This is a genomic window from Micromonospora sp. NPDC051141 (assembly GCF_044455765.1).
In the GTDB taxonomy this organism is placed as follows: Bacteria; Actinomycetota; Actinomycetes; order Mycobacteriales; family Micromonosporaceae; genus Micromonospora.
This window is the reverse complement of sequence record NZ_JBITFD010000021.1, coordinates 67,834-80,123: the sequence shown is the minus strand read 5'-3', so window position 1 is coordinate 80,123 and position 12,290 is coordinate 67,834. Positions and strand designations below refer to the sequence as shown.

At 73.1% G+C, this 12,290-nt stretch carries 11 protein-coding genes and 1 pseudogene; 3 read left to right on the top strand and 9 right to left on the bottom strand.

All coding sequences use genetic code 11. From position 1 onward, the window contains the following. Positions 1–297: pseudogene (locus tag ACIA6B_RS29995) on the top strand (type I glutamate--ammonia ligase); the annotation flags it as partial. 94 nt (positions 298–391) lie between these two features. Beyond that, a complete protein-coding gene (locus ACIA6B_RS29990; protein ID WP_396778503.1) occupies positions 392–1,558 on the top strand; it encodes a glutamate--cysteine ligase in 1,167 nt (388 codons plus the stop codon). Between the two features lie 18 nt (positions 1,559–1,576). Here the strand turns inward: ACIA6B_RS29990 and ACIA6B_RS29985 are convergent, their stop codons facing one another. Beyond that, a complete protein-coding gene (locus ACIA6B_RS29985; RefSeq protein ID WP_396778501.1) occupies positions 1,577–2,404 on the bottom strand; it encodes a PIG-L family deacetylase in 828 nt (275 codons plus the stop codon). Positions 2,405–2,477: 73 nt separating this feature from the next. Between ACIA6B_RS29985 and ACIA6B_RS29980 the strand changes: the two genes are divergently transcribed. After that, positions 2,478–3,194: a hypothetical protein gene (locus ACIA6B_RS29980; RefSeq protein ID WP_396778499.1), complete on the top strand. Its 717-nt coding sequence runs from the start codon at positions 2,478–2,480 to the stop codon at positions 3,192–3,194. Between the two features lie 30 nt (positions 3,195–3,224). Here ACIA6B_RS29980 and ACIA6B_RS29975 read toward each other — a convergent pair whose 3' ends face one another. The 8 genes from ACIA6B_RS29975 to ACIA6B_RS29940 all read right to left on the bottom strand — a co-directional run bounded on the left by ACIA6B_RS29975 (position 3,225) and on the right by ACIA6B_RS29940 (position 12,235). Beyond that, positions 3,225–6,047, bottom strand: a complete 2,823-nt coding sequence (locus ACIA6B_RS29975; protein WP_396778497.1) for a glycosyl hydrolase family 95 catalytic domain-containing protein — start codon at positions 6,045–6,047, stop codon at positions 3,225–3,227. A gap of 22 nt (positions 6,048–6,069) precedes the next feature. Continuing rightward, complete coding sequence (locus tag ACIA6B_RS29970; protein ID WP_396778491.1) at positions 6,070–6,249, bottom strand: cellulose binding domain-containing protein; 180 nt, start codon at positions 6,247–6,249, stop codon at positions 6,070–6,072. A 187-nt stretch (positions 6,250–6,436) separates the two neighbouring features. Further along, a complete protein-coding gene (locus ACIA6B_RS29965; RefSeq protein WP_396778489.1) occupies positions 6,437–7,501 on the bottom strand; it encodes a nitroreductase in 1,065 nt (354 codons plus the stop codon). A 1-nt stretch (position 7,502) separates the two neighbouring features. Next, positions 7,503–8,585, bottom strand: coding sequence for a GNAT family N-acetyltransferase (locus ACIA6B_RS29960; RefSeq protein ID WP_396778487.1), 1,083 nt, complete (start codon positions 8,583–8,585; stop codon positions 7,503–7,505). Continuing rightward, positions 8,582–9,022 (bottom strand): DUF4188 domain-containing protein, encoded by a 441-nt coding sequence (locus ACIA6B_RS29955; RefSeq protein ID WP_396778485.1) that lies wholly within the window; start codon positions 9,020–9,022, stop codon positions 8,582–8,584. The genes ACIA6B_RS29960 and ACIA6B_RS29955 overlap by 4 nt, the downstream gene beginning before the upstream one ends. Positions 9,023–9,024: 2 nt before the next feature. After that, the gene (locus ACIA6B_RS29950) at positions 9,025–10,587 is read right to left on the bottom strand and encodes a phenylacetate--CoA ligase family protein (RefSeq protein WP_396778483.1); all 1,563 of its coding nucleotides are present in this window, start codon (positions 10,585–10,587) and stop codon (positions 9,025–9,027) included. Between the two features lie 92 nt (positions 10,588–10,679). Continuing rightward, positions 10,680–10,889, bottom strand: a complete 210-nt coding sequence (locus ACIA6B_RS29945; RefSeq protein ID WP_396778481.1) for a helix-turn-helix transcriptional regulator — start codon at positions 10,887–10,889, stop codon at positions 10,680–10,682. A gap of 338 nt (positions 10,890–11,227) precedes the next feature. Further along, positions 11,228–12,235 (bottom strand): hypothetical protein, encoded by a 1,008-nt coding sequence (locus tag ACIA6B_RS29940; RefSeq protein WP_396778479.1) that lies wholly within the window; start codon positions 12,233–12,235, stop codon positions 11,228–11,230. Between the last annotated feature and the right edge of the window lie 55 nt (positions 12,236–12,290).

The window sequence follows — 12,290 nt, the reverse complement described above, 5'->3', positions numbered from 1 at the left end:
TCCGCGATGATGATGGCCGGCCTCGACGGCATCAAGAGCAAGATCGAACCCCCGGCCCCCATCGACAAGGACCTCTACGACCTCCCCCCGGAGGAATGGGGCGACGTCAAGCAGGTCCCCGCATCGCTGTCGCACGCGCTGGAGGCGCTGGCGGCCGACCACGACTACCTGCTCGACGGCGGCGTCTTCACCGACGACCTGATCTCCACCTGGATCGACTGGAAGAACGCCAACGAGGTCGACCCGGTGCGCCTGCGGCCCACCCCGCACGAGTTCGCGATGTACTTCGACTGCTGACGCCGTACCCCGTTCGTCACCGACCCCGCGTGCGGAGCCCGCGGGGTCGGTGGAAACGGCATCCGGGAGGCCACCGGCCTCGTACCGTCGAGACATGGCGCAGCCCCGCGACGACCGGCCCGGAACGGCGGTGCGACCGCGACCGACCGACGCCCCGGCGACCGCCGACCCGCTCACGCTCGGGGTGGAGGAGGAGTTCCTGCTGCTGGACCCGGTGACCGGGGAGAGCATGCCGGTCGCCGACCGGGTCCGCGACGCGCTCTCCGGGATCGCCCGCGCGCAGAGCCGGCAGGAGTTCCGGCACAGCATGGTGGAGATGGTGACCCCGGTCAGCCTCGACCTGGCGTCGCTGCGGGAGCACCTCGTCGCGTTGCGTCGGGCCGCCGCTCGGGCCGCCGACGCGGTCGGGGCGCGGCTGGTGGCGGTCGGGGCGACCCCGGTCTGCGAGGCCCACCGCACGGTGCCCGACGAGCCGCGCTACCACGACATGTCCCGCCGGTTCGGGCCGGTCGCCCACGACCCGGCGGTGTGCGGCTGTCACGTCCACGTCGGGGTGCCCGACCGGGAACTCGCCGTCCGGGTCTGCAACCACCTGCGCCCGTGGCTGCCGGTGGTGCAGGCGCTCACCGTGAACTCGCCGCTGCACGACGGGCGGGACACCGGACACGCGAGCTGGCGCTCGATGCAGCTGGAACGCTGGCCGAGCATCGGGCCCACGCCGCACTTCGACTCCGCCGCCGACTACGACGCCACCGTGCAGGAGCTGATCACCGCCGGGATCATGCTCGACGCCGCGATGGTCTACTGGTACGCCCGGCCGTCCGCGTCCTACCCGACCGTGGAGATCCGGGTCGGCGACGTCTGCCCCACCGTCGACGACACCGTGCTCGTCGCCGGGCTGGTCCGGGCGCTGGTCGCCACCATGATCGACGAGATCCGCGCGGGCGTCCCCGCGCCGCGGATCCGCGACTGCCTGGTCGCCGCCGCGCACTGGCGGGCCGCCCACGACGGCCTCGACGGTGAGCTGGTGGACCTGCGCACCGGCCGACCCCGGCCGGCCTGGGACCTGGTCGACGAGCTGCTCGCCACCGTCGCGCCCGCGCTGACCCGGCACGGGGACCGGGAGCTGGTCCTGCGGGAGGCGGCGCGGCTCCGGAGGGACGGCACCGGCGCCACCCGGCAACGGCGGATCATGGCCGACACCGGCGGCGACGTCCGTGCCGTGCTGGAGCGTCTGGCCGCGCAGACCACCGCGGCCTGACCGGTGCCGGCCGTGCCGTCAACGCAGACCGGCGAACAGGTCGTCCTCCGGCGTCGGCGCGCCGGTGGTGTCGCGGACCCGGACGAACGTCTCCGTCCCCATCAGCTCGACGAACCGCTCCTGCCCGAGGCGCAGGAAGAAGATGTTCTCCGCCTGGCTGGCGTGCGCGGCCAGCGAGGCGAATTTCTGCTCGCCGTGGGCTCGGGTGTCCACCCAGGTGGTGATCTCCTCGTCGGGCAGGCCCAGCGCCGGCGTCGAGTCGGTCGCCTCCGGATCCGGGAACTCCACCCCGATCTCCTGCATGACCTTGCCGAACTCCCGGAACGCGCTGCGCGGCACCGTGGTCCAGTAGACCTTCGCCGGGATGCCGGTGCGCTCCACCGCGGCCATCGTGATGCGGTGCGCCTGGATGTGGTCGGGGTGGCCGTAGAAGCCGTTCTCGTCGTAGGTGACCACCACGTCGGGGCGGTAACGCCGGATCAGCTCGGCCAGCCGGTCGGCCGCCTCGGTGACCGGCGTGGTCCAGAACGCGCCGGGCGCGTCGTTGGTGGCCCACCCCATCATCCCGGAGTCGGCGTAGTCGAGCGTCTCCAGGTGGGTGACCTTCAGCGACTCGCAACTGGCCGCCAGCTCCGCCCGGCGCATCGCCACCACGGCCTGCGGGTCGTGCCCGGCCTCGCCCGGCTTGACGCCGTCGGGGCCGTCGCCGCACCGGCCGTCGGTGCAGGTCACGAGCACTGTCGTGACGCCTTCGGCCGCATAGCGGGCCAGGACGCCGCCGGTGCTCGTCGCTTCGTCGTCGGGGTGCGCGTGCACCGCCATCAGGGTCAGGGATCGCTCAGCCACCCCGTCACCATACGAGCATCCACCGACGCACTAGCATTGCCCGGTCCGCAGACGGCGACGGAAGCGAGGCACGATGGGTTGGCTCCGGCGGTTGCTGGGCGGCGGCGGTGGGGTCGAACTGGACCCCGAACGCCAGCGGACACTGCTGCGGGACGTCCGGCACTCCTACGGCGCGCACGCCCCGATCCGGTTCTCCGAGCAGGTCGACGCGATCGGTCGGCTGCTCGCCGACGACGACGGTCTGGTGGTGGCCGCCGGGATCGTGTGCGAGGCCGCCGAGGAGGCCCACGCCGACCTCCAGTTCCAGGCGCAGGAGGTGTACCGGCGCACCGGCCGGCGGCTGCTGGTGCACCGTCGCAACTACCGGCCCCTGTGGAAGGAGGCCGGGCAGTGGCTGCGCTGGCCGCTCGCCGCGCTGCCCAGCGGGCTGCACCCGTACGCGCAGGTGGCCGCCGCCGTCACGGTGGTCGGCGGCCGGGCGAAGCGCCTCGACCGGGTGACCGACCCGCAGCCGTTGGTGACCCGCCTGTTCGAGGTGCTCGACCTCACCACCGCCGGTTGGGAGTTCGGCCGGGTGCGGGTGGACACCGACAGCGCAACGCTGGTCGAGCGGCTCACCGGCACCGCCGCGCAGGTGCTCGCCACCATGGACGATCCGCCCCGACTGCCGCCGCCGGTCCGCGAGATGATGCGCCGCAACCACAGCATCGACGTGTACGACCCGGCCGCCCCCCGGGTGGTGGGTCGGATCAACCCCGGGGCGCGGCTGCGCGAGACGCTGCTGGTCTGACGCCGCCCGCCCCGGGGTGTTCCCGCCCGGTCAGGTGGTCGTGCAGGTGAGGTTCGTCGGCGGGTTGTTGGCGCCGGTGACCGTGCCGATGAACCCGAACGTGGTGGACGCCCCGGCCGCCAGCGCGCCGTTGTAGTCGACGTTGCGCACCGACACGTTCGCGCCGCTCTGGGTGTGGGAGCCGCCCCAGATCTGGCTGATGACCTGCCCGTCGGGGAACGTCCAGGACACCGTCCAGCCGCGGATCGCGGTGGCGCCGGCGGTCACCGTGACCTCGCCCTGGAAGCCGCCCGACCAGGAGCCCGTCACCGCGTACGTCGCCCGGGCGCCGGACGGCGCGGGCGAGCCGGTGGTCGGCGTCGGTGTCGGACTCACCGTGGGCGTGGGCGGGGGCGGAGGCGTGACGGTCGGCGTCGGTGTCGGCGTCACGCCCGGTCGCGCCGCCCGGTAGGTGCGGCCGGCCCGGACGGTGAACTGGACGACGTCCGTCTCCGGTCGGGTGGTGGCCGGCGTGCTGCCGTCACCGGCGTCGACGAGGGTGAAGCCGCCGGTGAACAGCCGGGACCGCAACCGCAGCGTGCCGTCGCGGTCGGCGCGGACGACGATCTCGTCGGGCTGGCCGTTCGACCAGGCCAGCGCCACCGTGTACCCGCCCCGACCGCGCAGGCCCGCGACCTGCCCGGCGGGCCAGGCGCTGGGCAGCGCGGGCAACACGTTCAGCTCGCCGGTGTGACTGTGCAGCAGCATTTCGGCGATGCCGGAGGTGGCGCCGAAGTTGCCGTCGATCTGGAACGGCGGGTGCAGGTCGAACATGTTCGGCGCGAGCCGGTCGGTGCGCACCAGGTCACGCAGCAGTTTGTGGGCGCGGGCGCCGTCCTCCAGCCGGGCCCAGAAATTGATCTTCCAGGCGAGCGACCAGCCGGTCCCGTCGTCGCCCCGCAGCTCCAGCGTCCGGCGGGCGGCCTCGTAGAGCGCCGGCGTGCCCCGCCTGGTGATCTGGTTGCTGGGATGCAGCCCGTACAGGTGGGAGACGTGCCGGTGGGTCCGCTCGGTCTCGATCCAGTCGGCGAGCCACTCCTGGACGTTGCCGCGGGAGCCGACACGGCTCGGGGGCAGCCGGTCCTTGGCGGTGCGCACCTGGGACCGGAACGTGGTGTCGACGCCGAGAACCTCACTGGCCCGGGCCGCGGCGTCGAACAGGTCGCGCAGGATCTGGTTGTCCATCGTGGGGCCGGCGCAGACGCTCGCGTTCGCGTGGTGCGGCAGCTCCGGCGAGTTCGACGGGTTCGTCACCAGGTAGCCGAGCGTCGGGTGGGCGACCAGGGTGTCCAGGAAGAACTGGGCGGCGCCCTTCAGGGCCGGGTAGTTGGCCTGGAGGAACCCGAGGTCGCCGGTGAACAGGTAGTGGTCCCAGATCAGCGTGCTCAACCACGCGCCACCGGTCTGCCACATGCCCCACAGCGCCCCGTCGACGACCGAGGCGCCCCGCCACGCGTCCGTGTTGTGGTGGGTGACCCAGCCGCCGGCGCCGTACTGCGCCTGGGCGACCCGCGCGCCGGTCACCGTCAGGTCCTTGATCATGTCGAAGACCGGCAGGAAGCACTCGGACAGGTTCGTGGTGTCGGCCGGCCAGTAGTTCATCGGCAGGTTGGCGTTGATCGTGTACTTCGAGTCCCAGGACGGGGCGAGCGAGTCGTTCCAGATGCCCTGGAGGTTCGCCGGTTGGGTGCCCGGACGCGAGGAGGAGATCAGCAGGTACCGCCCGAACTGGAACAGCAGCGCGGCGAACTGCGGATCGTTGGTGCTCGCGTGTTGCGCGATCCGGACGTCGGTCGGCTGGTCGGCCGCGGCCGTCCGGCCCAGGTCGATCGTGACCCGGTTGAACAGCGCCTGGTAGTCGGCGAGGTGGCGGCTGCGCAACTGGTCGACCGCCACGCTCCGGGCGGCGCTGAGCCGGTTGCGCGCGATGCCCTGGTAGTCGCCGTTGACGGTGCGGTAGTTGACGTAACTGGAGCCGATCGAGATCAGCAGCGTGACGCTCGTCGCGCCGGAGACCCGCAGCGTCCCGCCGGAGCTGCTGACCGTGCCACCGGTCACGGCGGCGTTGGCCAGGGCGAGGAACCGCACCGAGCCGGTGACGCCCTCCATGCTGCCGGAGATGCCGTCGAGCCCGATGGTGGCGGAGTCCGGGCTCGACACGGTGGTGCGTTGCGGGCTGTCGAAGGTGGCGGAGAAACTGATCGAGTTCGCCCGGTCGGCGGTCAGCCGGACCACGACCACCTGGTCGGGCGCGCTCGCGAACACCTCCCGCTGGTGTCGTACGCCGCCCAGCACGTAGCTCGTGGTGACCGTGGCGGTGGTGAGGTCGAGCGTCCGGCGGTACTGCGTCGCCCCACCGGACGAACCGAAGGCGAGCCGGAGGTTGCCCACGATCTGGTAGGCGAGCTGACCGCCGGGGGTCCCCATCATGGTCTGGTTGATCAGGTCCTGCGCCGAGGTCCACTGGTCGGCGAAGACGCGCCGCCGGATCTCGGCCAGGTTGGCCGCGCCCCGGGTATTGGCGGAGTCGTACGGGCCGCCGGCCCAGACCGTGTCCTCGTTGAGCTGGAGCCGTTCGGTGTCGACGTTGCCGAACACCATCGCGCCGAGCCGCCCGTTGCCGATGGGCAGGGCCCGCAGCCAGTCGGTGCCGGCCTCCTCGTCGTACCACAGCGCCAGATCGTTCGCGGCCAGCACCTCGGGTGGCGCCGCCGAGCCGGCGCGGGCGGCGGCGGTCCAGGCGGCCGGCGCCAGCGCGGCGCCGGCGCCCGCCGCGGAAGCCTTGAGAACGTTTCTTCGGGTCACTTCTGACATGGTCTTCTCCCGGGCACGCGGATCAGAGGCGGGTGCAGGTGAGCGACGGCGTCGTCGCCGTGCCGTTGGCGGTGAAGCCGAACGTGGTGGAGGCGCCGGCGGCCAGGCTGCCGTTCCACGCCTCGTTGGAGACGTTCTGGGTGCTGCCGGAGGGCGCGTTGCGACCGCCCCAGAGCTGGGTGACGCTCTGCCCGTCGGCCAACGTCCCACTGACAGGGAGAGTCTGTTAGCGCTAACAGATGCGGCCCAAGCACCACGCGCCCCGTCGACTCACCACCTGCCGGCGCCGAGCTCCCGATCGCGCGCCGCATCGACTCATATGGACTCTCATGGATGAGTACGGCGACCGTCAAGAGATGACGACCAGGTTTCGCGAAAGTTCGGGTACGTCACCCACCGAACGTGACAGCACCCCGCGACACCACCAGGACGGCATTGTTATCGCTCACGCACTTCGGTCCGCCGGAGGCGGCGACCCGACGGCCCGCTCCCCCACCGCCGACGCGGCGGGCCGAGCGGGGCGCCGCCGCGACCGGCCGCCCCACCCGGGTCACGTGCACGACCCGCTGCGGCGCCACGTCGAGCAGCGCGCCGAGCACGTCGCGGGTGGCGGCGACGTCGACGAGCTGGCTCAACGGGTGCGCCGCCAGGCCGGCGGCGTGCAGCGTCAGCCACACCCGCATCAGCACCCGGCCGAACTCGACCTCGCCGGGTGCGTCCAGGTCGGGCGGGGCCACCAGCGCCAGCACCGCACCGCCGCGGGCGAGCGGATCGTCGCCGGCGGCGAGCAGCCGGGCCAACCCCAGCGGGCGCAGCACCGGATACGCGGCCAGCGCCGCCCGCAGCCCGGCGGCGGCCGGCCGGGACAACCCGAGGCAACGATCGCTCAGCCCGTCGGCCCGGTAGTCCGGCCGCCCCGGGTCCAGCCGCAGCCAGCGACGCAGCTCGGCCACCACCGCCGGGTCCGCGTACACCTGCCGGTCGGCGGCGCGCAGCAACGCGCCGAGCCGCCCGGCGCCGGGCACGAGGCGGACCCCGCCGCCGGCCCGCCGGGCCACGGCGTCGACGGCGGCGAGCACGTCGGCGTCCGGGCCGCCGGTGAACCGGCCCCGGTCGGTACGCCGGTCCCAGACCTCCGAGGTGCGGAACGGCGTACGGTACGGCTGCCGCGCCGGACGCAGCCGACCCACCCGGCGGTCGTGCTCGTCGTGGTCGGCGACCCAGTCCAGTCGCAGCCCCGCGTCGGCGGCGACGATCAGGCAGGTCTCCACGAACGCGCCGAGCGACAGCCGCAGGTCCCGCCCGCTCGGGTCGCCGGCCGGCAGCATGTCGGCCGGGTCCCAGCCGACGGTGATCGCCCAGCGCTCGTAGCGCAGCCGCCACGGTTGGGTGTTGTGCGCGCTCGGCGCACGCCAACACAGCGGCTCCAACGCGCGGAACGCGGCGAGGTCCATGTCATCGCTCCTTCGCGTAGAACGTGTAACCGTGCAGGGGGCGGCCACCGAGCCGGCGGTACTGCGCCGCCGAGGCCGGGTTGTCCCGCCCGACGTAGGTGCTGCGCAGCGTGGTGTAGCCGCCGGCGTGCAGGTTGTGGTGCAGGTGCGCGGAGAGCAGCCGCTGGTAGCCGCGCCCCTGGAACTCCGGCAGCACACCCTTGACGATCAGCACCGCCTCGCGGCGGTACCGGCGGCGGGTGGCCAACAGCCGGAGCTGGTTGACCGGGCCCAGGTCGCCGCGCGCCGCGACCAGGAACGCGCTGATGTCCGGTACGCAGAGCACGAACGCCACCGGCTGCCCGTCCCGGGTCAGGTACAGCAGCAGCGCGGAGTCCAGCAGGTACGCCAGCCCGTCGGTCTGCCGGCGCAACTGCGCGGCGGAGATCGGGGTGTAGTAGCCGAGCTGGGCGAACGAGTCGTTCAGCATGCCGCGTAGCAGGTCGAGTTGCTGGTCGAGGCGCCGCGCGTCGCCCCGGTGCAGCTCCAGCCGCGCGCCGTCCGGCTGCCCGCCCAACGCCGGCGGCGGCTCGACCGGGGCCGCCACCGGGCAGATCCAGGTGTCGGAGACGAACCGGCGGGCGAAGCCGTACGCCTCGTAGGCGGCCGGGTAGCGCGGCGGGTTCCAGGCGCTGTCGGTGAAGCCCCGGTCGTCGAACCCGGACGTGATCACGCCGCCGGCCTGGTTGGGCAGCAGCGCCACCGGGCCGAACAGCAGGTCCCGGTCGGCGCCGGCGTGCGCGGTGACGGCGTCGAACAGCGGCCCGGCGGCCGGCGCGGTGAACTCGGTGAGCCCGAACAACTGGCACCGGCGGCCCAGCTTCGCGTCCAGGTCCGCGTCGGTGTGCAGCGTGGTCCGCCCGACCACCGCGCCGTCGGCGTCGCGCAGCACGTACAGCGGCACGCCGTCGGCCCACCAGCGGCGGATCTGCTGCCGGGGCGTCGGCACGTACCGTGGCTCGTCCGCGTACAGCCGGTCGGTGAGCGCGAGGAACTCGGCGAGGCCGCGCCGGCCGGTGACCCGCTCGAACCGGTGTCCGCTCACCGGCGTACCGCCGGTCCGGTGGTCTCCACGCCCAGCGGGGTGAACGTGTCGATGTGGCCCATCGCGCCGTCCTCGGCCCGCCACGCGCCGTTGGAGTAGCCGTCCGGCGAGGCCGTGTAGAGCCGGATGAACCCGGCGGTCGCGTTGCGCCCGCCGTCGGTCAGCCAGGCCATCAGTTTGCGGTGGTGCCGGGTACGCGCGAAGCGCAGCATCGCGTCCCGGTCGGTGAAGAACGCGATCGTGCCCAACGTCAGGGGAAACTGCCAGTAGACGGTGTGCCAGCAGTAGCCGGACATCCGGCGCATGTCGCGCACCATCCGGAACCAGTCGGGGGCCAGCCGCAGCAGCACCAGCGGGCTCGCGTAGCGGGTGCCGCCGATGAACATCGCGCCGGCGCGGGCCTGCGCCGGGGCGCGGGAGAAGTCTCGGGTACGCATGGTCACCTCACCAGGTAGGCGTTCTTGATCTTCTGCGGGCCGGCGAACGGGCCGGTTCCCGGTTCGTGCAGCTCGACCCGCAGGTCACCGGCGGACGGGTCCTCCAGCAGGGACTGCGCGAAGTCGCGCGACACCGCGGTGAGGTGCCGGCGTACCCCGTCGCGGCAGGCGGCGGCGAGCGCCGCGCGGTCGGCGGCGGCGAGCGGGCCGCGCAGCTCGACGTGGATCACCGGCCGGGTCTCCAGCGTCGCGTCCTCGACCAGCGCCAGGCAGAACCGGCTGATCGCGGCGGCGTGCGGGTTGCCGGTGTAGAGGCCGTACTCGACGTCCTGCGGGTAGAGGTTCGCGCCCAGGTAGGAGATCGTGGAGTCGCGCCGGCCGAACAGCAGCAGCAACGGCAGCGTCATCCGCTCCTCGGCCGTCGCGGCGCGGAACTCGGCCGCGCGCACCGGGTCGGCCGCGGCCAGTTCGGCGATCCGGCGGTACGGCACCAGCAGCGCCTCGTCGCCGACGTTGTAGCGCAGCCGGGGCTGGAGCACGTCCGGCCCGGCCACCGTGCAGACCAACTCGCGCCGCTCGTTGGTCTCCAGATAGGTCGCGAACGGGTTGTACTGGAACACCATCGGCAGCCGCTGCTCGCCGTCGCCGAGCAGGTCCGCGCGCAGCCCCGGGTCGGTCCGTAGCCGGCGCCGCAGCCACACCGTGAACCGGGTCTCCGCGCCGATGCCGATGGTCAGGTCCGACGCCCCGTACGCCGAACGCACCCGCACGAACCGCTGCTCCAGGTAGTCCCGCAGCGCCTCGGTCATCCCCTCCCCGCCGCAGCTACCGAAGATCCGGTACCGCGACCAGGGGAAGTCCTCGGCGTCCAGCCGGTCGCGCAGGTGCTTGAGGAACGGCGGGTACGCGGTGACCAGGTAGTCGTGCCCCGGGCCGAACTCGTGCAACGTGTCGATGATCTTGCCGAGGTCCGGCCCGGTGTTCTTCACCACCGCGATCCGGGCCATCGCCGCGCCGGTCGTGGTGCCGGTCGCCCAGGCCCCCATCGAGTACGCATTGATCACGAACGGCCGGCGCATCGGGAACACCAGCCCGGTGTAGCCGGCGATGTCCCGGTGCACCGCCCGCAGTTCCCGCTCGCCGCGCGGCCAGTTGAACGGCCGCCCCGACGACCCGGCCGACTCGTCGACCACCACGCCCCGCTCCGGCAGCCGCCCCCGCCGGCACCGGGCGGCGGCGTCGTGGCCCACCACGTACCCGAGCTTGTCGGTCTCCGGGAAGTCCCGCAGCCGGCGGCGGACGCCCGCCGGACGGGCCCGCAGGAACTCGCGGTAGGCCGGCACCCGCCGGGCCGCCCGCACGCACGCCGCCCGCGCGTTCGCCTCGGCCAGCCGGTCGAGCGCCGGGTGGTGCCGCCGGGCCAGCCACCGCCACCCGGCCGGGCGCCGGCCGACCAGCCGGACCAGCGTGGCCACCGCGCGGCCGGTGGCCGACAGCGCGACCTCGCCGGGCAACGGCAGGTCGACGGTACGCAGGGCGGCGGGTCGGTGCAGTGTCTCGGCCATGACAAGGATCCTGCCGACGCCGACGCGCCGACACCTGAGCCGTGGCACCGGATTCCTGCTGAGTACGCGTACCCAGCGGCGCTACCGGGAAGTCAGCGCTCGTCCGGATCCGTGCCCTGCGCCTGCCAGGGCCGGTGCTCCGAGATCCACGCCTCCACGTCGGTCACCAGCCACACCGCTCCGCCGGCGAGCCGGTCGAACGGCGCAGGGAAGTCGGGTCGACTGGTGATCTGCACGATTCGCGCCCGAGAGACGCCGAGGCGCTCCTGAAGCTCGGCGCTGCCGTACAGATTGCGGACCATGACCCAAAGCTATGCAACGTGAGACTGTTACTCCTGACAGCTGTCATACTTGACACTGTCGGGTACAACAGGGAAGCGTAGGGATGGCGTCCCGGCTGCGTGACATCGCCTCCGCGGCCGGGGCCTGCCATCCGGGAGAGGAGAAGAGCGTGATCGAGAGGGACGCACCACGATCGGAACGGGTGCCGGAGCTGGCAAGACGAATCGTCAGAAGACATTGGATCCTCGGCGAATGCCCTCATTGCGAAGCGCGGCCCGGCGAGTGCGGATCACTGCGATGGGCCAGGGAACGGCTCAAGGCCCGTCGGCTCGCCAGGAAGGATGGCCGAGGGCCGCCATCAGGGCCTTTGCCGGTGTCGAAGAATCTCGGCCACCCTCACCGCGATTCCGTCCTGCGGGACGCTCGGGAACAGAAACTGCTCGACGGTGCCCGGCATCCGCCGCGCCACGCCGGCGAGCAGGTCCGCGACCTGCACGCGCGGGTCGTCCCGGGAGTCGGTCATCACCAGGCCGGCCAGCGGCGACTCCCCCGCCGGCAGTCCGGCGCGCTCGGCCAGCGCCCGCTGGAGGCGACGCAGCCGGTCGGCGGTGAGCGCGCTCTGCTCGTCGTGGGTCACGAGCACCCGCCGCCGTCCCGCGCTCCAGAACAGCACGGTCTCGGCCAGTGCCGGCAGCAACGGCTCCAACGGCGGCGGGATCGACCGGTCCTCGGCGTAGAGCCGGGCCTGGACGGCGGCCACCCGACTCCGGTCCAGCGCGGTGAGGACGGCGTCGGTCGGCGCGTGTCGCAGCAACGCGTCCCGCGCCGCGAAGAACCGTTCGACGCTCCCGTCGCCGCCCCGGTCCCGTCGCTTGGTCCGCAGCATGTCGACGAACGCCGCCAGGAAGGCGTTCCAGTCGGGGCCGACCGCACGTCCGGCCCGGTGCAGCGCGCGGGCGTCCGCCCGGTGCTTTCCGGCCAGCCGGGTGCCGGCCAGGTAGGACGGTTCGGCCAGCAACAGATCGACGACGCGGGTGACCAGGAAGAACTGCTTGTCGACGAGGTGGACGTGCGCCCGTCCGCGCAGTGCTGCCAGGAACCACGCCAGCGCGTCGGCCGCCTCCGGTCGGCGCAGGAACTGCCGGGACTTGAACTCGTGCGGCGCGAACCGGAAGTCGGAGCGCAGCGTCGTGACGAGTGCCGCCGCCTCGTCGACGCCCAGGTCGACGCTCGCGTGCGCGATCACCGGCGTGGCCGGGTCGAGCAGGTTGGTGCCGGAGAACCCCGACTCGTCGCAGGCGATCTCCACCACGGCGCCGGACGGCACGCCCACCGGCGGCAAGCCGCCCTGGAGCGGCAGTCTCATACCCGGTCCCTCGCCATGCCGACCATGGTCGCCCACCCGACCTGATCCGACCACC